General features: G+C 68.2%; 19 protein-coding genes. 17 read left to right on the forward strand and 2 right to left on the reverse strand.

Annotated features, from left to right (window positions below; all coding sequences use genetic code 11):
- Positions 1 to 41: 41 nt before the first annotated feature.
- The 4 genes from dprA (at position 42) to DRV85_RS03880 (ending at position 5624) form a co-directional block, all read left to right on the forward strand.
- Positions 42 to 1304, forward strand: a complete 1263-nt coding sequence (dprA, locus tag DRV85_RS03865) for a DNA-processing protein DprA (RefSeq protein ID WP_113288129.1) — start codon at positions 42 to 44, stop codon at positions 1302 to 1304.
- A 294-nt stretch (positions 1305 to 1598) separates the two neighbouring features.
- Positions 1599 to 4214: a type I DNA topoisomerase gene (topA, locus tag DRV85_RS03870; RefSeq protein ID WP_113288130.1), complete on the forward strand. Its 2616-nt coding sequence runs from the start codon at positions 1599 to 1601 to the stop codon at positions 4212 to 4214.
- Between the two features lie 79 nt (positions 4215 to 4293).
- The gene (locus tag DRV85_RS03875) at positions 4294 to 4998 is read left to right on the forward strand and encodes a CoA transferase subunit A (RefSeq protein ID WP_113288131.1); all 705 of its coding nucleotides are present in this window, start codon (positions 4294 to 4296) and stop codon (positions 4996 to 4998) included.
- Positions 4998 to 5624, forward strand: coding sequence for a 3-oxoacid CoA-transferase subunit B (locus tag DRV85_RS03880; protein ID WP_113288132.1), 627 nt, complete (start codon positions 4998 to 5000; stop codon positions 5622 to 5624). The genes DRV85_RS03875 and DRV85_RS03880 overlap by 1 nt, the downstream gene beginning before the upstream one ends.
- 48 nt (positions 5625 to 5672) lie before the next feature.
- On the opposite strand, the gene DRV85_RS03885 is transcribed toward DRV85_RS03880, so the two are convergent.
- Positions 5673 to 6524 (reverse strand): lytic transglycosylase domain-containing protein, encoded by an 852-nt coding sequence (locus DRV85_RS03885; protein WP_113288133.1) that lies wholly within the window; start codon positions 6522 to 6524, stop codon positions 5673 to 5675.
- Positions 6525 to 6838: 314 nt separating this feature from the next.
- Here DRV85_RS03885 and DRV85_RS03890 point away from each other — a divergent pair, with 314 nt between their 5' ends.
- The 13 genes from DRV85_RS03890 (at position 6839) to DRV85_RS03950 (ending at position 19019) form a co-directional block, all read left to right on the forward strand.
- Positions 6839 to 7042, forward strand: coding sequence for a Flp family type IVb pilin (locus tag DRV85_RS03890; protein ID WP_113288134.1), 204 nt, complete (start codon positions 6839 to 6841; stop codon positions 7040 to 7042).
- A 127-nt stretch (positions 7043 to 7169) separates the two neighbouring features.
- Positions 7170 to 7349, forward strand: coding sequence for a Flp family type IVb pilin (locus DRV85_RS03895; RefSeq protein WP_113288135.1), 180 nt, complete (start codon positions 7170 to 7172; stop codon positions 7347 to 7349).
- Between the two features lie 280 nt (positions 7350 to 7629).
- A complete protein-coding gene (gene cpaB, locus DRV85_RS03900) occupies positions 7630 to 8472 on the forward strand; it encodes a Flp pilus assembly protein CpaB (protein ID WP_113288136.1) in 843 nt (280 codons plus the stop codon).
- Between the two features lie 200 nt (positions 8473 to 8672).
- Positions 8673 to 10097, forward strand: coding sequence for a type II and III secretion system protein family protein (locus DRV85_RS03905; RefSeq protein ID WP_113288137.1), 1425 nt, complete (start codon positions 8673 to 8675; stop codon positions 10095 to 10097).
- Between the two features lie 17 nt (positions 10098 to 10114).
- A complete protein-coding gene (locus tag DRV85_RS03910) occupies positions 10115 to 10783 on the forward strand; it encodes an OmpA family protein (RefSeq protein WP_113288138.1) in 669 nt (222 codons plus the stop codon).
- Between the two features lie 178 nt (positions 10784 to 10961).
- Complete coding sequence (locus DRV85_RS03915; protein ID WP_113288139.1) at positions 10962 to 12200, forward strand: CpaE/TadZ family protein; 1239 nt, start codon at positions 10962 to 10964, stop codon at positions 12198 to 12200.
- An 11-nt stretch (positions 12201 to 12211) separates the two neighbouring features.
- Entirely contained in the window at positions 12212 to 13657 is a 1446-nt protein-coding gene (locus DRV85_RS03920; RefSeq protein ID WP_113288140.1) for a TadA family conjugal transfer-associated ATPase, read from the forward strand.
- 4 nt (positions 13658 to 13661) lie between these two features.
- Positions 13662 to 14630: a type II secretion system F family protein gene (locus DRV85_RS03925; protein ID WP_113288141.1), complete on the forward strand. Its 969-nt coding sequence runs from the start codon at positions 13662 to 13664 to the stop codon at positions 14628 to 14630.
- A 12-nt stretch (positions 14631 to 14642) separates the two neighbouring features.
- Positions 14643 to 15629 (forward strand): type II secretion system F family protein, encoded by a 987-nt coding sequence (locus DRV85_RS03930; RefSeq protein ID WP_113288142.1) that lies wholly within the window; start codon positions 14643 to 14645, stop codon positions 15627 to 15629.
- Positions 15630 to 15667: 38 nt separating this feature from the next.
- A complete protein-coding gene (locus DRV85_RS03935) occupies positions 15668 to 16222 on the forward strand; it encodes a tetratricopeptide repeat protein (protein WP_113288143.1) in 555 nt (184 codons plus the stop codon).
- A 29-nt stretch (positions 16223 to 16251) separates the two neighbouring features.
- A complete protein-coding gene (locus DRV85_RS03940) occupies positions 16252 to 17100 on the forward strand; it encodes a tetratricopeptide repeat protein (protein ID WP_113288144.1) in 849 nt (282 codons plus the stop codon).
- A gap of 8 nt (positions 17101 to 17108) precedes the next feature.
- Entirely contained in the window at positions 17109 to 17603 is a 495-nt protein-coding gene (locus DRV85_RS03945) for a prepilin peptidase (protein ID WP_113288145.1), read from the forward strand.
- A 105-nt stretch (positions 17604 to 17708) separates the two neighbouring features.
- The gene (locus DRV85_RS03950) at positions 17709 to 19019 is read left to right on the forward strand and encodes a P-loop NTPase family protein (protein ID WP_113288146.1); all 1311 of its coding nucleotides are present in this window, start codon (positions 17709 to 17711) and stop codon (positions 19017 to 19019) included.
- A gap of 1 nt (position 19020) precedes the next feature.
- Here DRV85_RS03950 and DRV85_RS03955 read toward each other — a convergent pair whose 3' ends face one another.
- The gene (locus tag DRV85_RS03955; RefSeq protein WP_113288147.1) at positions 19021 to 20538 is read right to left on the reverse strand and encodes an MDR family MFS transporter; all 1518 of its coding nucleotides are present in this window, start codon (positions 20536 to 20538) and stop codon (positions 19021 to 19023) included.
- Between the last annotated feature and the right edge of the window lie 97 nt (positions 20539 to 20635).

The following is a 20635-nucleotide window of genomic DNA, read 5'->3' on the forward strand; positions in this document are numbered from 1 at the left end:
TCGCGGGCCTACAAGCGATTCTGCAAGGCGGCGGGGTCGCGATGACCGGAACGGCAGACACTTCCACTCACCCCATACTCCCACCCACCACGGAAGACGATTCGGTCGCGTGGCTCCGCCTCTTGCGTTCCCGCCGAGTGGGGCCGGCCACCTTTCATCGCCTGATGGGCGAACACGGCTCGGCCGCCGCGGCGCTCGAGGCGCTGCCAGAGGTCGCCCGCGCCGCCGGGGTGGACGACTATACCGCCTGTCCCGAGGGTGTTGCGCTCGCCGAGCTCGCGGCGGGCCGCCGGGCCGGCGCGCGGCTTCTTCTGCACGGACATCCAGATTACCCCGCCGCCCTGATGCACATGCCGGATGCGCCGCCCGCGCTCTGGGCGCTGGGCGATGCGGCGCTGCTCGCACGCCCGATGGTCGCACTCGTGGGCGCGCGCAACGCCTCCTCGCTCGGCGCCCGCATGGCGAAGGCGCTGGCGCGCGGGCTTGGGGAGGCCGGTTTCGCCGTTGTCTCGGGCCTCGCGCGCGGGGTGGACGCCGCCGCGCACGACGCCGCGCTGGCACATGGCACGATCGCGGTGATGGCGGGCGGCTGCGACGTGATCTACCCCACCGAGAACGCCGAACTCGCCCGCCGGATCGAGGCGGCCGGCCTCCTTCTGTCCGAACAGCCGATGGGCATGGCGCCGCAGGCACGCCACTTCCCGGCGCGCAACAGGATCATCTCCGGCCTGGCGGGCGCAGTCGTGGTGGTCGAGGCGGCCGCCCGCTCGGGAAGCCTCATCACGGCGCGCACGGCGCTCGATCAGGGGCGCGAGGTGCTCGCCGTGCCGGGCCACCCCTTCGACGCGCGCGCCGCGGGGTGCAACGCGCTGATCCGCGACGGAGCGCGCCTCGTGCGCAACGCCGAGGACGTGATCGAGGCCCTCGGCGCCGTACGGCGCGAGGCAGCGGCACCCGCGCGCGATGCACCGGCTGCCGGTCCGCCGCCCGACAGCGCGGCCGGACCGGACGCGCCCCGCCTCGACGCGCGCCAGGCCGGAGCGCAGGGGGATGCGACCGCGCCCCGGAAGGACGCAGACACGCCGCCCGAGAGCCGATCGGGCGGCCCGCGCCGGCGCAGCCTGCGCGAGACGGCGGCCCTGCACGGCGAGATACTGGCGCGCCTCGGCCCGTCGCCGCTCGCCGAGGACCAGCTGATCCGCGATCTGGGGACGAACGCGGAGACCGTGGCGCCCGCCTTGCTAGATCTGGAGCTCGACGGCCGGATCCGCCGCCAGGCCGGCGGGTTGCTGTCGCTGGCCTGAGAACGGCATCCCGCAGGCCGTTCGGCTCCCTGAAGCAGTCGGCGCACGACCCGCATCCGCCCGTCATGCCCGGTCGGCTCACTCCTCCACGCGCAGGGCCCGTCGCCGGGCCTGGTAACCCGCGCCGCAGGGCGATCGCCCCCTTTGCGTGCTCCTCCGACAGGCCACCCGGCCCCTTCTCCGCCGCGGCCGCCCCCTGCCGCAGGCCGGGCCGATTGACATTCCGACCTTGCGTGCCAGCTTGCCCGAGGCCATATCCCGCCCGGTCCGCCCCGAAGGAGAGCGCCCTTCCCCATGCCCGTCGTCGTCGTCGAGTCCCCGGCCAAGGCCAAGACAATCAACAAGTATCTGGGCTCCGACTACACGGTGCTGGCCTCTTACGGGCATGTCCGCGACCTGCCGCCCAAGGACGGGTCGGTCGATCCCGAGCACGGGTTCGAGATGAAATGGGAGGTCGCGAGCGACAGCCAGAAGCATATCCGCGCCATCGCCGAGGCGCTCAAGGACGACCCCGAACTCATCCTCGCCACCGACCCCGACCGCGAGGGCGAGGCGATCTCGTGGCACCTCGAGGAGGCGCTCAGGAAGCGCCGCGCGCTCAAGAAGGACACTCCGGTCCGCCGGGTCGTGTTCAACGCGATCACAAAGTCGGCGGTGACCGAGGCGATGGAGAACCCCCGCGGAATCGACGACGCGCTGGTCGAAGCCTACCTCGCCCGCCGCGCGCTCGACTACCTCGTGGGCTTCAACCTGTCTCCGGTGCTCTGGCGCAAGCTGCCCGGCGCAAAATCGGCCGGGCGCGTGCAGTCGGTCTGCCTGCGGCTGATCGTCGAGCGCGAGATGGAGATCGAGGCCTTCCGGCCGCAGGAATACTGGACGGTCAAGGCCGAGCTCGCCACGCCGCGCGGACAGACCTACGAGGCGCGGCTTACAGTGCTGGGCGGCCGCAAGCTCGACAAGTTCGACATCGACGGCGAGGAGGCGGCGAAGCTCGCCGTTCAGGCCGTCACCTCGCGCGATCTCACCGTCACCTCGGTCGAGGCGAAGCCGGCCAGCCGCAATCCCGCGCCGCCCTTCATGACCTCGACGTTGCAGCAGGAGGCCAGCCGCAAGTTCGGCATGGGGGCGCGCCAGACGATGAGCGCGGCGCAACGCCTCTACGAGGCCGGGCACATCACCTACATGCGGACCGACGGGATCGACATGGCGCCCGAGGCGGTTCACGCCGCGCGCGACGCGATCCGCGACCGCTTCGGCAAGGAGTACGTGCCCGGCTCTCCGCGGATGTACAAGAACAAGGCGAAGAACGCGCAGGAAGCGCACGAGTGCATCCGCCCCACGGACATGACGAAGGACGCGGGCGCGCTGCGGCTCTCCGACCCGGACCAGAAGAAGCTCTACGACCTGATCTGGAAACGGACCCTCGCCTGCCAGATGGAGGCGGCGCGGCTCGAGCGCACCACCGTCGAGGTGGGAAGCGCGGACGGCCAGGTGGGCCTGCGCGCCACCGGGCAGGTGGTGCTCTTCGACGGGTTCATGCGGGTCTACGAGGAAGGCCGCGACGAGCCGGCCGAGGACGACGACAAGCGCTTGCCGCAGATCACGGAAGGCGAGGCCGCCGAAAAGCGCGCCGTCACGCCCGAGCAGCATTTCACCCAGCCCCCGCCGCGCTACACCGAGGCGACGCTGGTCAAGAAGATGGAGGAGCTGGGCATCGGCCGCCCCTCCACCTACGCCTCGATCGTGACCACGATCCAGGACCGCGGCTACGTCCGCAAGGACAAGAACCGCCTGATTCCTGAGGACAAGGGGCGGCTGGTGACGGCCTTCCTGGCCAACTACTTCCGCAAGTACGTGGGCTACGATTTCACCGCCAAGCTCGAGGACGAGCTTGACGACGTGAGCGCGGGCGAGCGCGACTGGAAGGACGTGCTGGACCGCTTCTGGCGCGACTTCTCGGCCCATCTGGCAGAGACGGCCGATCTGCGCATCTCGGAGGTGCTGGACAAGATCGACGAGGTGCTGGCGCCGCATCTCTACCCGCCGCGCGAGGACGGCGGCGACCCGCGCGCCTGCCCCGCCTGCGGCGACGGGCGGCTGTCGATGCGCACCTCGCGCGCCGGCGGCGCCTTCATCGGCTGCTCGAACTACCCCGAATGCCGCTTCACCCGCCCCTTCGGCCCGCCGGGGATGGAGGACGGCGACGAGATCGGCCCCGACGGCAAGCTTCTGGGCTACGACGGCGAGGATCCGATCACCCTGCGCAAGGGGCGCTTCGGCCCCTATGTGCAACGGCGCGAGGCGACGGAAGAAGAGCCCAAGCCGCCCCGGGCCTCGCTGCCCAAGGGATGGGAGCCCTCCGAGGTCACCCTCGAAAAGGCGCTCATGCTTCTTTCGCTGCCGCGCGAGGTCGGGCCCCACCCCGAGGACGGCGAGATGATCGAGGCGGGGATCGGCCGCTACGGCCCCTATGTCCGCCACGGGCGCACCTACGCCAACCTTGAAAGCGTGGACGAGGTCTTCGAGGTCGGACAGAATCGCGCGGTCGAGCTCCTCGCGCAGAAGGCCGCGCGCGGCGGCCGGGGGGCGGCCGCCAAGCCGCTGAAGGAACTGGGCGAGCACCCGGAAAAGGGCGGCGCGATCGCGGTGATGAACGGCCGCTACGGACCTTACGTCAAATGGGAGAAGGTGAACGCCACGCTCCCCAAGGGCACCGAGCCAGAGGACGTGACGCTCGAGACCGCCGTGCAGCTGGTGGACGAGAAGGCGGCCAAGAAGGGCGGCGGCAGGAAGAAGGCCTCGGCCACGAAGAAGAGTCCCACCAAGAAGACGACGTCCAAGAACACCTCGGCGAAGAAGACCGCGACGAAATCCGGCACCTCGAAGAGCAAGGCCGGCGCCGGCAAGTGAGCGCCGCCGCCCCGCGTTGACTTCCCGCCCCCGCGCGGCCACAACTCGCGCCGACACACGGGCACGAAGGGAGTGTGGGATGAAAAAGGTCTACGGCAGCGCCGCAGAGGCGCTCGACGGCCTGCTCTTCGACGGCATGTTCATCGCGGCCGGCGGCTTCGGCCTCTGCGGGATCCCGGAGCTGCTGATTCAGGCGCTCCGCGACGCAGGCACCAGAGATCTGACCATCGCGTCGAACAACGCGGGCGTGGACGGCTTCGGCCTCGGGATCCTGCTGGAGAACAAGCAGGTGAAGAAGATGCTCTCGTCCTACGTGGGCGAGAACGCTGAATTCATGCGGCAGTATCTCTCCGAGGAACTGGAGCTGGAATTCAACCCGCAGGGCACGCTGGCCGAGCGGATGCGCGCGGGCGGTGCGGGCATCGCGGGCTTCTACACCAAGACCGGCTACGGCACGCAGATCGGCGAGGGCAAGGAGGTCAAGGTCTTCGACGGCGAGCACTACATCCTCGAGCGCGGGATCGTGGCGGACCTGTCGATCGTCAAGGCGTGGAAGGCCGACACCACCGGCAACGCGATCTTCCGCAAGACCGCCCGCAACTTCAATCCGCCGGCAGCCATGTGCGGCAAGACCTGCGTGATGGAGGTGGAAAAGATCGTCGAGCCGGGCGAGCTCGACCCCGACTGCATCCACCTGCCCGGCATCTACGTGCACCGCCTGATCCAGGGCGAGCACGAGAAGCGGATCGAGAAGATCACCAACCGGCAGAAGGAGAGCGCGTGATGCCCTGGGACCGCGATCAGATGGCCGAGCGCGCCGCGCAGGAACTCGAGGACGGGATGTACGTCAACCTCGGCATCGGCATCCCGACGCTGGTGGCGAACTACATCCCCGAAGGCGTGGAGGTCACGCTCCAGTCCGAGAACGGGATGCTCGGCATGGGGCCCTTCCCCTTCGAGGGCGAGGAGGATCCGGACCTCATCAACGCCGGCAAGCAGACGATCACCGAGCTGCCGCACACCGCCTATTTCGACAGCGCCACCAGCTTCGGCATGATCCGGGGCGGCAAGATCGCCATGGCGATCCTGGGTGCGATGGAAGTGAGCGAAGAGGGCGACCTCGCCAACTGGATGATCCCCGGCAAGCTGGTGAAGGGCATGGGCGGCGCGATGGACCTCGTCGCCGGCGTCAAGCGCGTCGTCGTGGTGATGGACCACACCAACAAGGCGGGCGAGCCCAAGCTCCTGAAGCACTGCACCCTGCCGCTCACGGGCAAGGGGGTGGTGGACCGGATCATCACCAACCTCGGCGTGCTCGACGTGGCGCACAAGGGGCTCCATATCGTCGAGACCGCGCCCGGCGTCACCCGCGACGAAATCGTCGCCAAGACCGAAGCCGCGATCGTCTGAGGCGGCTGTGGCGGCGCCCGCTCCTGGCCTTGCGCGGGGGCGGGCGCGTCAAACGCCGCCGGTGACGAAGACGCAACCGTCGGTGATGAAGAGCGGCGGCGTGCGGCAGAGCCCGCGCGCGACGCTGTAGGCGGCCAGCACCTTGGGCACGTAATCCCGCGTCTCGGCGAAGGGCGGCACGCCGGCGTGGTCGCGCACCGCGCCCTCGCCAGCGTTGTAGCCGGCGAGCACGAGGATCGGGTCGCCGCCGAAGTGCGCCATCAGCCAATCCAGGTAGGCCACGCCCCCGCGGATGTTCTGGGCGGCGTCGAGGCTGTCCGAGACGCCGAAGCGCGCGGCGGTGTCGGGCATGAGCTGCATCAGGCCCTCGGCGCCGGCGCGGCTGACGGCCTCGGCGCGACCGCCCGACTCGACGGCGATCACCGCGAGCACCAGCGCAGGCGAGACCTGCGTGCCGACGGTGGCGCGCAGGATCTCGGGGCCGCGCGTGCGGGCGATGTCCTGCAGCAGTTGCAGGCGCGGCGCGGCGACCTCCGCGGGCCCCTGCGACAGCGACAGCAGCGCGGGCTCGACGCGGGCCGGCCCCGCCGCCGCCTCGCGCGCGGGCGAGACCGCGTTCCAGAACCACCCGTAGCGGCCCGGCGCGTCGCGGGCGACTGCCGGGGCAGCCGCATCGCCGCCCGGGTCGTCCCCGTCCAAGTCGCCCCGCGCGCCGGCCCCGCCGCGTTGCCGGGCAATATCCTCGGGCGTGATCTGCACCGTGATGCGCGGGCCGCCCCCCGCGGGCGGCTTGACCCGCTTGGCCGTGAACGCGCCGTCCGTCGCCGACGGCTCCGCCTGCACGCCGGGCGCGGCGAACAGGGCGACCATCGCCGCGAGAGCGACGATCTCTCTTTGCATTCGGGTATCTCCTGCTCTGCCTCAGACCTTTTTGTCGCGGACCCTAGCACAGTCGCCGCACGCTGGCAGCAGCTGTCTACGCAGGAGCGACCCAAAACTGGCGAAATGAATTTTTTATACCACGTTTTCAATATTTTGGCGACTTCCCGGCGAAAAACTTAACGCAAGCTGAAATCGAACCATTCGCGCCAAAATTGTGCCCCATTCCGCTGGCTATATCTGCCCATACCGAGACGGGACGTGCCGGAGAGAGAGGCCGGAAAGCGACGCACCGGAGCGGTTGAGCTGAGCAACTGAGTTACGGAGACAGAACCATGATCAACTTCATCAAGAACTTCCGCAAGGACGAAGACGGCGCCGTCACGGTGGACTGGGTCGTGCTGACCGCGGCCGTCGTGGGCCTGGCCATCGCCGCGATGAGCGCCATCGGCACCTCCACGGATACGCTCACCACCGCAGTGGGTACCGAGATCACCGGCGCAGGCGACGCCGCGACCAGCGGCGGCTCGACGCCGTAAGCCAGGCCGGCCCCATCGGGCCACGTCCCGGCGCCGCCGGGACCAAAACGGGCCGGAGCTTCGGCTCCGGCCCGCCTGCGGTCTGGCCCGTCGAGCCAGACCCGCGCTGCCCCCGGAGATGTCACCAATGCACAGGATCTTCAGGAAATTCCTTCGCCGGGACGACGGCGCCGTGACGATCGACTGGGTCATCCTGACAGGCGCGGTTGTCGCGATCGCCGTCGCCGGTTTCGCCGCGCTCGCGCCTGAAGCCGAAACCGTCTTCAACGACACTGCGGCTACCATAGAGGCGCAGGGCGACTCCTGACGCGACGCCCACCGCTCCGCTCGCGTGGACGCCAACGAACGGCCATGTCACGCGCCCACGGCTCAGGGCGGATTCCCCGGCAAAATCACTGCTGCCCTTTCATCGGGGCTTCCCGCACGGCATCCGGACGCGGCCAGTCCCGTTCGCCGCACTCGATCCTGAATGCCGCCGGATTTCCCCGAAAACGACACAATCCGCCATTACGGTTAGCAATTGATCGAAGACGCAGCACGATGAGGCGCATCGCGCTTCTGACGGCAGAGAAAACGAGGATGGCGACATGCGTATCGTATTCGGCCTGGTCCTGATGATCGGCCTCGCGCTCGCGGGCGGGGCGGTCTACATGGTCAAGAACTACATCGACGGCTATCAGGCCGCGCTCGCCGCCGAACAGGCCGAGCGCCCCCCGGCTGTGCCACTGACCGAGCTGTTCGTCGCCACGCGGCAGCTCAAGTATGGCGAGCGCCTCGCCGAGGCGGATGTCCGCGCGGTGAAATGGCCGAAGGAAGCGGTGCCCGAGGGTGCCTTCCTCGCCGAAGAGGCCGCGCTGTTTGCCGATGACGGCCCGCGCGTGGTGCTGCGCACCATGGAAAAGCACGAACCGATCCTCGCCGTGAAGGTCACCGAACCGGGCGAGCCGGCCGGGCTCACGACGCGGCTTGCGCCGGGAATGCGCGCCTTCGCGATCAAGGTCGATGTCGCCTCCGGCGTGTCGGGCTTCCTGCGGCCCGGTGACCGGGTCGACGTCTACTGGACCGGCCGCGTGGACCGCGGCGAGGTCACCAAGCTGATCGAGAGCGGCGTGGAACTTGTCGCGGTGGATCAGAAGGCCGACGGCAGCGACCTTGCCGGCACCACCATCGCGCGAACTGTCACCGTGGCCGCAAGCCCGCAGCAGGTCGCCGCGCTCGCACAGGCGCAGTCCACCGGCCGGCTGTCGCTCTCGCTCGTGGGCGCGAACGACGATACGGTCGCCGAGGCGGTACAGGTCGATCAGATGCGCCTGCTGGGCATTTCTCCCGAGCCCGAAGCGCCCAAGGCCGCGCCCGAGGAAGAGGAGTGCACCATCCGCACGCGCCGCGGCAGCGAGGTGGTGACGATCGAGATTCCCTGCACAAACTGAACGGCTTCAAAACGTTGGCGCCGTCCGGGAGACCAGATCGCCCGGACGGCGCCGGCATGCGCGACCTGGCATGTTGCGCTTTGTCCACATCAATCGCCGCGCGAAAGGCATTGATTCTTGCAATAAATCATCAACTGTTCCACCTTGGGGCGAAAGCGGGCTTCAGATCCGCCCTATCCCGTGATCGAGAGGCAGGTCACATGACAATCGAGCGAACCCTCCGTGCCGCCCTGCTGGGGCTGGCCGCCGTGGTGGCGCAGCCGCCACACATGGCCGCCGCCAACGATGTACGCGTCGTGACCTCCGGGACCTCGGCGACCCTGAACGTGCCGATGAACCGCGCCGTCGTGGTCGAAAGCGAGGAACCCTTCGCGGAGCTCTCCATCGCCAATCCGCAGATCGCGGACATCTCGTCGCTTTCGGATCGCACGATCTACGTGCTGGGCCGGGCGCCGGGCATCACCACGCTGACCCTGCTCGACGCGACCGGTCAGCTCATCACGAACGTCGAGGTCCGCGTCGCCGCCGATGTCACCGAGTTCAAGGAGCGGCTGCGCCAGATCCTGCCCGGCGAAAACATCGAGGTGCGCACCGCCAACGACGGCATCGTGCTCTCCGGCACGGTGTCCTCGACGCAGAAGATGCAACGCGCGCTCGACCTTGCTGAGCGCTACGCGCCCGAGCGCGTCTCGAACCTGATGAGCGTCGCAGGCGTGCAGCAGGTGATGCTCAAGGTGCGTTTCGCCGAGATGCAGCGTTCGGTCTCCAAGTCGCTGGGCACCTCGCTCGCGCTCGGGGGCTCTGCGCTTGGCGGCGACCTGGGCGTGCAGTCGGGGACCAACGCCGGCGCCCCCGGTGGCGCGCAGCAGTCGCTGCTCAACGGGAACCTTCCCGCCACGACGGAAAACAACGGCGCGCTGCTTCTGGGCTTCGACGTCGGCGCGGTCGAGGTGGGCGTGCTGCTCGAGGCGCTGGAATCCAAGGGGATGGTGCGCACGCTGGCCGAGCCGAACCTGACCGCCCTGTCGGGCCAGGAGGCGCGCTTTCTCGCCGGTGGCGAGTATCCGGTTCCCGTCTCTCAGGAGGGCGGCACCGTCACGGTCGAGTTCAAGCCCTTCGGCGTAGAGCTGAATTTCGTGCCGAGGGTCGTGGACGACGACCTGATCAATCTCGAACTGGAAGCGGCGGTGTCCTCCATCGACCCCTCCAACGGCTTCCAGCTCGACGCCTTCCGCATCGACGCCTTCAGCCGGCGCGAGACCTCGACCACGGTCGAGATGCGCGACGGCGAGAGCTTCGCGATCGCGGGGCTGCTGCAGGACGACTTCCGCGACCTGTCCGGGCAGGTTCCGTGGCTGGGCGACATCCCGGTGCTGGGCGCGCTGTTCCGGAGCGCGGAATATCAGCGCTCGCAATCGGAACTCGTCATCATCGTGACGCCGCACCTCGTGACGCCGACGCGCGGCGAGGCGCTGGCCCTGCCGACCGACCGTGTCCGCCCGCCCTCCGAACGGGATCTCTTCCTCAACGGCAGGGTCTCGAGCAGCGATCGCCCGTCGCAAGGCGCCGCCGGCGAAGTGGCACGGCAGGATTTCTCGGGCTCCTATGGCTACGTGATGGACTGAAGGACAGGAGAGACGTGATGCCGAAACCGTTCGCCCCGCTCGCCTGTCTCGGGCTCGCCGCCGGCCTGCTTGCCGCCTGCGCGCCCAGCCAACACTCCCCCTTCTACGGCGAGGCCGGCTCCGCGGTCGACGCGGATGGGGATTTCGGCAATGCCACCATGCACAACACGCAGTGCATGACGGGCGAGAAACAGTGCATCAACGGCCTGGCCCGAAAGTTCGCGGCTTCCGTCGAGACGACGGTGAATTTCGCATTCGACAGCGCCCAACTCGGGCCCGAGGCGCGCGCCACGCTGGCGCGGCAGGCGGATTTCATCCGGCAGTTCCCCGAGCTGCGGTTCCGCGTCTACGGGCATACCGATCTCGTGGGATCGGACAGCTACAACTACCGTCTCGGCCTGCGCCGGGCCCATGCGGTGGTGGACTACTTCGCGCGCCAGGGCATCAGCCGCGACCGGCTCGAGGCCGTGGTTTCCTACGGCGAGACCCAGCCGCTGATCGTCACCGAGGGACGCGAACGCCGCAACCGCCGGACCGTGACGGAGGTCTCGGGGTTCTACGAGCGTCATCCCACGGTGCTCGACGGACGCTATGCCGAAGTGATCTACCGCGAATACGTCGCGAGCGCCGTGCCGGCCAGCACGCTCTCGGGCATCCAGGGCAGCGACTTCGCCACGGAACAGTGAGCGGCGCGTGCCCGGGATCGTCAACGCAGACCGCATAAATACGATCTTTCGGCCCTAATCTCGCCCAAGTTTTCAACGACCTTCGCCTAGTGGCACCGAGGCGGCGACTTGAGTCGCCGGCCTCGCCGCCGGACCGGTTGCCGCGCTGCGGCAGCCCAATGGCACAGGACGTGAGGCGATGACGAGTACGGCGAGTCTGCAAACCGAATCCGCACCCATCGTGGCCTGCACCATCAGCCGCGACGTGCAGGAGTTCGATCTGCTTATCGAGGACATGGAAGCGACTCTCGGCGAAAGCTGGGGGGATCTCGGGTTCTCCGAGGCATTGACCTTCTTCAACCAGCCGGAGGCCGGCGCGCTCGAGTTCGTGGCGATGGCGATCGACGGCGAGGACGAGGAGACGCTGCCGCTGCTGGGCGAGGTTATCGCCGCAGCCTCCGCCCGAGGCATCAAGGTGATCCTGATCGCCGAGGACGTCACGCCGGCCGCGCTGCATCAGCTGCTGCGCCAGGGTGCGGACGAATTCGTGCCCTACCCTCTCCCCGAAGGTGAGCTTTCCGCCGCGATCAAGCGGCTGCGCCAGCCCCCCGCGGCGCCGAAGAGCGAAGGCGCGGGCGGCAAGCTGTCCCGAAAGGGTGACGGCGACGGCGTGATCCTCGCCGTGCAGGGCCTTGCCGGCGGCGTCGGCGCGACGACCTTCGCGGTCAATCTCGCCTGGGAGCTTGCAACGGTGGTTAAGGAGGACTCGCCGCGCGTCTGCGTGCTGGATCTGGACCTCCAGTACGGCTCCGTCGCCACCTATCTCGACCTGCCCCGCCGCGAGGCGGTGCTCGAGATGCTGACGGACACGGAAGCCATGGACGACGAGGTCTTCGGCCAGGCGCTGATGTCCTACGAGGACAAGCTGCAGGTGCTGACCTCTCCCGCCGATCTCGTGCCGCTCGATCTGATCGGGCCGCAGGACGTCGAGCGGCTGCTGGACATGGCGGCCCGGCATTTCGATTTCGTCATCGTGGACATGCCCGGCACGGTCGTCCAGTGGACCGAGACGGTGCTCACCGCCGCGCATGTCTATTTCTCGCTCATCGAACTCGAGATGCGCTCGGCTCAGAACACCCTGCGCCTCAAGCGGGCACTTCAGGCCGAAGAACTGCCCTTCGAGAAGCTGCGCTTCGCACTCAACCGCGCGCCGCGCTTCACCGACCTGAACGGCAAGGCGCGGATCAAGCGCATGGCCGAGTCGCTCGGCATCTCGATCGAGCTCCAGCTCTCCGACGGTGGCAGGCAGGTCACCCAGTCCTGCGATCATGGCACGCCGCTGGCCGTCTCGGCATCCAAGAACGGCCTGCGGCGCGACATCGCCAAACTCGCACAATCCCTCTACGACCTAGGCCGCAACACGGCCGAGGCAGCCTGAGGAGGAGGCCGATGTTCTCGCGCTACAAGAAATCAGTCGCCAACGAACCGGCCCGGCCCCGCGAGACGACCGCGCCGGACGCGCAGGAGTCGAACGTCCGGCCGCTCGAGCAGCCGGCCGTGATGCGCAAGCCGATGCCCAAGCGGAGCGCGCAGGCCGCGCCCGCCGACAAGGAGAAGAAGCGCAAGGAGCGGCTTGCCGAGATCAAGCTGGACCTGCACCGCGCGCTCCTCGAAAACCTCAACCTCGCCGCGCTTGAACACGCGACCGAGGCGGATCTGCGCGCCGAAATCAACGACATCGCCTCGGAGGTGCTGCAGGAGAAGGGCATCGTCCTCAACCGCGAGGACCGCACGACCCTCAACCAGGAGCTCTATGACGAGGTCCGCGGCCTCGGCCCGCTCGAGACGCTCCTCCAGGACGACAGCGTCAACGACATCCTGGTCAACGGCCCGCAGCAGATCTTCGTGGAACGCAACGGCCGCCTCGAGCTTTCGGACGTCACCTTCAAGGACGAGCGCCACCTTCTGCGCATCATCGACAAGATCGTGAGTGCGGTGGGCCGGCGCGTGGACGAGTCGAACCCCTACGTGGACGCGCGCCTCGCCGACGGGTCGCGCTTCAACGCGATGGTACCGCCCATCGCGGTGGACGGCAGCCTCGTCTCGATCCGGAAGTTCAAGAAGGAAAAGCTCGGAATCGACGACCTGGTCAGGTTCGGCGCCTTCACCGAAGAGATGGCGGCCTATCTGCAGGCCGCCGTGGCCTGCCGGCTGAACGTGATCGTCTCCGGCGGCACGGGCTCGGGCAAGACGACCACGCTCAACGCCCTCTCCTCGTTCATCGCCGACGACGAGCGCATCCTCACCATCGAAGACACGGCGGAGCTTCAGCTTCAGCAGACCCACGTGGGCCGGATGGAGAGCCGCCCGCCGAACGTGGAAGGCAAGGGCGCGGTGACGCAGCGCGACTGTCTCAAGAACGCGCTCCGGATGCGGCCCGACCGCATCATCGTCGGCGAGACCCGCGGCGAAGAGGTCATCGACATGCTGCAGGCCATGAACACCGGCCACGACGGCTCGATGACCACGATCCACGCCAACAACGCGCGTGACGCGGTCTCGCGCCTCGAGAACATGATCGCCATGGCCGGCATCGAGATGCCGCTCAAGGCGGTGCGCAGCCAGATCGCGAGCGCCGTGAACCTGATCGTGCAGGCCAGCCGCCTGCAGGACGGCTCGCGCCGCATGGTCTCGATCACCGAGGTCACCGGCATGGAGGGCGAGGTGATCTCGATGCAGGAGGTGTTCCGCTATCAGCGGGTGGGCCTGACGCCCGAAGGCAAGATCATCGGCCACTTCACGGCGACCGGCGTGCGCAGCCACTACGCCGAGCGCTTCCGCCAGTGGGGCTACGATCTTCCGCCCACCATCTTCGACCCCGTCGCAGCGGAGTGATCGCATGGAAATCTCGGCAGAACCGCTGATCTACGGCGCCATCTTCGTCGCCGTCCTCGTGCTTGTGGAAGGCATCTACCTCACGATCTTCGGCAAGTCGATCAGCCTGAACAATCGCGTGAACCGTCGGCTGGAAATGCTCCAGGGCGGCAGTCGCCGCGAGGAGGTCCTCGCCACGCTCCGCAAGGAGATGGACCAGCACATGCGCTCGCGGTCCATCCCGCTCTATTCGATCCTCGCGGACAAGGCGCAGAAAGCCGCCATCGCCTTCACGCCCAACCAACTCATCATGGTCATGGTGGCGCTATCGACGATGGCCTTCTTCGGCCTGTCGGTCGCCACCGAGACCGGGTTCGCCGTCCGCATCGTGACCTCGGTCACGATGGGCGTGGGCGGCGTCTATTTCTGGGTGAACGGCAAGGCCAAGAAGCGCCTCGCGATGATCGAGGAGCAGCTCCCCGACGCGGTGGAGCTGATGGTGCGGTCGCTCCGCGTCGGGCACCCCTTCTCGTCGGCCCTGTCGATCGTGTCGAAGGAGATCAAGGATCCGCTCGCGACCGAGTTCGGCGTCATCGCGGACGAGGCGACCTATGGCCGCGACGTGGGCGAGGCGCTCAAGCACATGGCCGACCGGCTCGACATGCAGGATCTGCGCTTCCTGGCCGTGGCCGTGACCATCCAGCAGCAGTCGGGCGGCAACCTGGCCGAGATCCTCGCCGGTCTCGCCCGGGTCATCAGGGCCCGCTTCCGTCTGTTCCGCAGGGTCAAGGCGATCACCGCCGAGGCTCAGTGGTCGGGGAAATTCCTGTCCGGATTTCCGATCGTGGCGCTCATCGGGATCAACATCCTCGATCCGAACTACTACGACGAGGTGATGGACCACCCCTGGTTCGTCCCCGCCTGTTTCGTCGTCGGCCTGTTCCTCATCGCGAACCTCATCGTGATGCGGGCGCTCGTGAACATCAAGGTCTGAGGAGTCCCGCCGATGGAGATGCTCGCCATTCTCGACATGATGCTGACGGACATGCTGGGGCCGATGGGGCCGGCCATCGCCCTCGGTGTCGTGGGCCTGTTCTTCGTGCTTCTCACCCTGCCCTTCCTGCTCAAGGCGCAGAAGGATCCGCTGGAAAAGCTCAAGGAGGAGACCGCCGGCGGCCGGCCCCGCCGCGCGGACGGCCAGGCCGCCCTGCGCCAGCGCGAGCGCTCCGAGCGGCTGAAGAAATACGCCAACTTCCTCGAGCCGCAGGACGCCAAGGAAATGTCCGAGATGCGGCTGAAGATGCTTCAGGCGGGCTATCGTTCGCGCGAGGCGGTGCGCATCTTTCACTTCGCGCAGATGGCGCTGGGCCTTTTGGGGCTCGCCATCGGCCTGACCTACGTCTTTCTGATCGCCGGGCCGGACTCGCTTTCGGCCCAGCAGCAGGTGGGCTTCATTCTCGGCCCCGGCGCCGCGGGCTATTTCCTTCCCAAGTACTGGATCACCCGCCGCGTCGAGACCCGGAAGGAAGAGATCACGCTCAGCTTCCCGGATGCGCTCGACATGCTTCTTGTCTGCGTCGAGGCCGGCCAGTCGCTGAACCAGGCGATCATGCGCGTCGCCAAGGAGTTGCGCGCCTCTGCTCCCTCGCTCGCCGACGAGTTCGAGATCGTGAGCCACGAGATGAAGGCCGGCAAGGACAAGGCCGCCGTGCTCGACGACATGGGCGAGCGCTGCGGCGTGCAGGACGTGTCGAGCTTCGTCACCGTCCTGATCCAGAGCCAGACCTTCGGCACCTCGATCTCCGACGCGCTCCGGGTCTACGCAGGAGAGATGCGCGACAAGCGTGTCATGCGTGCCGAGGAGGCCGCCAACAAGCTGCCCACCAAGATGACGCTGACCACGATGATGTTGACGGTGCCGCCCTTGCTGATCATCCTCGTCGGACCGTCGGCCGTGAGCATCGGCAAGCTCGGTGAATTGGCCGGCAACTGAGGCCTGTCTTAGGACACCGGAGGGAGGGACGAGCGCGGATGTCACGCGCGCGCCTGGCGATCGTCGCTGCGAGCCTGCTCGCGCTCGCAGGATGTGCCGGGGAGCCCCGACCGGAGGGTCCCTACGCTCCGCCGATCGACCCGGCGGGCGAGGCGGTGGACGGTCTCGTCGTCGGCCATCGCCTGATGGAGGCCGGCGAATACGAACTCGCGCTCGAGGCGTTTCAGCGCGCGGCCGCCCAAGAGGGCCTGACCGCAGAGACCCTGAGCGCTCTGGGCACGGCCAACATCGGCCTCGGGCGGCTCAACCAGGCAGAAGACCTGCTGCGCCGCGCCACGGACACCGGCGAGGCCTGGCCCGAGGTCTGGAACAATCTCGGCGTGGTGCTGATGGAACGCGGCAAGACGGCCGAGGCGGCGCAGATCTTCCGCAAGGCCTATGCGCTCGACAATGGCCAAAGCGACGCAATTCGAGACAATCTTCGCCTTGCTCTCGATAAAATGGAAAAAACCGCGTATGATCGGCGATCAGAACAAGATTACAAGCTGGTGCGCCGCGGGTCGTCCGAATACCTGATCCGCCGCGTGCCGTGAGAGGCAAGAGCAGCAAGGGACGCAGGCACATGCGCCATCCTGTATTCGTGGCCCTCTGCGCGGCCGGCGCCGTCGCGCTTTCGGGCTGCAACGCGATCCGCGGCGGCAACGAGGTCGATCGCGCGCTCGCGGGCATCAACGTCGTGGACGAAACCAATCTCAACGAGGTGATGCTGACCTCCGCGGACCCCAACGAGGCGGTGAATTACTTCAAGCGCGCGAGCGGCCAGCAGCCTGACCGTATCGACCTGATGCGCGGGCTGGCGACCTCGCTGGTTCGCGCGGGCCGCACGACAGAAGCCGTGCCCGCCTGGACGCAGGTCACCAGCCACGAAGAAGCGACGGACGCCGACCGGGTCGCGCTGGCCGACGCGCTGATCCGCACGGGCGACTGGGAGCGTGCCGAAGCCACGCTCGACGCGATCCCGCCCACGCACGAGACCTTCCGCCGTTACAGGCTCGAGGCGATGGTCGCCGACGCCAACGAGGAATGGGAGCGCGCCGACAGCTTCTACGAAACCGCGCTCGGGCTGACCACGCAGCCCGCGGGCGTGCTCAACAACTGGGGCTTCTCCAAGCTCACCCGGGGCGACTACAGCGAGGCAGAGCGGCTCTTCGGCCAGGCGATCCAGCAGGATCCCGACCTCTTCACCGCAAAGAACAACCTGGTCATGGCGCGCGGCGCGCAGGGCAACTACAGCCTGCCGGTGATCCCGCTTTCGCAGGTCGAGCGTGCGCAGCTGCTGCACACGCTCGGGCTCGCCGCGATCAAGCGCGGCGACGTGGAGACGGGCAAGGGCCTTTTCCGCGACGCGCTCGAGACGCATCCGCAGCACTTCGAACCCGCGGCGCGCAGCCTCGCCGCGCTAGAGAGCTGACAGCCGGAATGGAGATCGCGGCGAACGCGGCGCTCTGGTTCCTGCCGTTCGCGGCGCCGGTGTGCCTCTATGTGGCCTGGGCCGATCTCACCACCATGAAGATCCCCAACACCGCGAATCTGGCGCTGGCCGCGATCTTCGTGGTGGTCGGTCTCTGGGCGCTTCCGCTGTCGGAATACCCCTGGCGGCTGGCGCAGCTCGCCGGCGTGCTTGTCGCCGGCATCGTGCTGAATGCGGCCGGCGCGCTCGGCGCGGGCGATGCGAAGTTCCTCGCTGCCGCCGCGCCCTTCGTCGCGCCGGGGGACGTGGTGACGCTCATGGCGCTGTTCGCCGCCGTGTTGCTGGCGGCCTTCGCCGCGCACCGCCTCGCGCGCGCGACGCCGCTGCGCGGCCTCGCCCCCGACTGGGCGAGCTGGGAACGCGAGCGCGATTTTCCCATGGGCCTGGCCCTCGGCCCGACGCTGATCGCCTACCTCGCGCTCGGCGCGCTGCACGGGGCCTGATCGCGGGGCCGAAATGCCGCGAAATCGCCACACTCCCGCCCCGCCGAAGGTACGGCGCGCGCGGCAGACTGCGCGCGTGCGCGTCGGCACCGAGGGAGACCCGAAATGAACATGGAAGCGCCCCCCACCGTCACGGCCCCGCCGCCCCCCAAGGGCCTCGAGGAGATGCAGCTGCCGATCGTGATGATGCGGGACATCCTGCTCAAGACGATGTTCCGCAAGAACCTCGATCTCGTGAGCGACATCGCGCGCGCCGTCTGCCTGCCGATCAACGTCACGCAGGAACTCGTCGACATCGCGCGCAGCCAGAAGTTTCTCGAGGCGACCGGGACGCTCAGCGCCAATGCCGCGAACGAAATGGGCTACCAGCTGACCGACGCGGGCAAGGCGCGCGCGCTCGATGCCCTTGCGCAATCCGAGTATTTCGGCGCAATGCCCGTGCCGCTGCAGGTTTACCGCGAACAGGTCGAGCGTCAGTCGATCCGCAATATCCAGATCACCCGCGCGCAGCTCGTCAACGCGATGGGTCATCTGGTTCTGCCCGAAGATCTGCTCGATCACCTCGGCCCGGCGGTGAGCTCGGGCCGGTCGATCCTCATGTATGGCCCCCCGGGCAACGGCAAGAGCTCGATCTCGAACGGGATCCGCGATGCGCTCGGCGACAAGATCTACGTCCCCCGCGCCATCGAGTACTCGGGGCAGGTCATCACGGTCTACGACCCGATCGTGCATTCCAAGGCAGAGGAAGAGGTGGACGACCCCCACTCGCTGCGGCGCCGGCGCACCTTCGACACCCGCTATGTCCGCTGCGAGCGCCCCACCGTCATCACGGGCGGCGAACTGACGCTCTCGATGCTCGATCTCGTCTACAACCCGACCGCGCGCACCTATCAGGCACCGCTTCAGCTCAAGGCGACGGGCGGCATCTTCATCGTGGACGACCTCGGCCGCCAGAAGGAGCCGCCGCAGGCGCTTATCAACCGCTGGATCGTGCCGCTGGAGGAATCCAAGGACATCCTCGCGCTGCAGTCCGGCGAGAAATTCGAGGTGCCCTTCGACACGCTCGTGATCTTCTCGACCAACTTCCACCCCAACGAGATCTTCGACCAGGCGGCGCTGCGCCGAATCTTCTTCAAAATCAAGGTGGACGGCCCGGATCAGGAGAACTTCCTCAAGATCTTCGCGCTCGTGGCGCGCAAGAAGAAGCTGCCGCTGGACGAGGACTCGCTCATCTATCTGTTGCAGGAAAAGTATCCGACGATCGACAACGTCTATGCGAACTACCAGCCGGTGTTCCTGATCGACCAGATCATCTCGATCTGCAACTTCGAGGGCATCCCCTATCAGATGCGCCCCGATCTCATCGACCGTGCCTGGGCCAACATGTTCGTCCGAGACGAGGCGATCGTGAAGTGACCTATTCCGCCGGAGCGGGGGCGGGCGCCTCGGGGCGCGCCCCGAGCGGCACCTCGCGCATCTGCGTGAAGACGAGAAAGGCGGCAAAGGCCGTCACGGCGCCGGCGGCATAGACCGGGGCGATCGCCTGCGCATAACCGTCGGCGAGCGCGTCCCGCGCCGCCGGCGCCATCTCCGCCACCGCGCCCGCGCCAAGTGACAGCCTGCCCGCCTCGGGCCCCAGCGCGGCGACGAGCCCCGCGGCGAAGAGCGCGCCGAGCCCCGCCGTGCCGACTGCGCCGCCGATCATGCGGAACATGTTGACCGAGGCGGTGCCGACGCCGAGCAGCGACACGGGGATCGAGTTCTGCACCGCGGCGATCCCGATGCTGAGCACCGGCCCGATTCCCAGGCCGACCACGAGCAGATAGACCGCGACACGCCAGAGCGGCGTATCCGCCGAGAGTGTCGAGAGCAGCAGCATGCCGCCAGTCAGGGCCAGGGTGGAGAGGATCGGCAACAGCCTGTAGCGGCCCGTCCGGCTCATCACCTGCCCCGAGCCCAGCGAGGCGGAGATCAGTCCCGCCATCATCGCCACCAGGAACAGGCCCGAGCCGGTCGGGCTCACGCCCTGGACGACCTGAAGGTAGATCGGCGTGAAGGTGATCGTGCCGAACATGGCGATGCCCACGAGGAGGCCCGCACCATTCACCACCACGAAGTTGCGGTTGCCGAAAAGGCTGAGCGGGAGCACCGGATCCCGCGCGCGGCGTTCGGCGCGCACGAAGGCCACGACGCCAAGGGCGGCCAGCGCCACGAGCGCCGCCATCCCGCCCGACCGCCAGGGCAGCGTGACCCCGCCGAGGTTCACGATCAGCACCACCGCCGCGAGCATCGTGGCGAGGGCCGCCGCGCCGGCGTAATCCACCACCTTGCGCGCGCCGGGCGCGGATCGCGGCAGGGCAACCGTGAGCACGGCGAAGGCCGCGATTCCCACCGGAAGATTGGCGAAGAAGATCCAGTGCCAGTTCAGCTTGTCCACCAGAAAGCCGCCGATCAGCGGCCCGATCACCGTCGAGATGCCGAAGATCCCGGCGACGAGGCCCTGCGCCTTTCCCCGATCGCGGGCGGGCAGGACATCGCCCACGACCGCCATCGAGACCACGATCAGCGCGCCCGCGCCCAGCCCCTGCACCGCGCGGGCGGCTGCCACCGCCGTCATGCCCTGCGCCAGCCCGCCGATCACGGAGCCAGTCAGGAACAGCAGGATTCCCGCCTCGAGAATCCGCTTGCGGCCATAGAGATCGCCAAGCTTGCCGGCGATCGGCGCGGCCACCGTCGAGGCCATGAGATAGGCAGTGATGAGCCATGTGACGTGCTCGACGCCGTCGAGATCGGCGGCGATCACCGGCATCGCCGTGGAGACGCTGGTCTGCCCGAGAGAGGCGAGGAAGATGACACTGGCCACCGCGGCGAGGATCACGCGCACCGGCCGGTCGGCCGTACCGCTCGTATCCCGCTCGTCCTCGGCCCCCGCCATTCCCGTCCTCGCTGCGTCGTCTCGTCCGCTGGTCGGACCCGTCCGCGCGACACGGGGGCTTGGCAGCGGTGCATGTCGCCTGCATATATGTGCGGCA

The organism is Rhodosalinus halophilus, from assembly GCF_003298775.1.
Classification (GTDB): Bacteria; Pseudomonadota; Alphaproteobacteria; order Rhodobacterales; family Rhodobacteraceae; genus Rhodosalinus; species Rhodosalinus halophilus.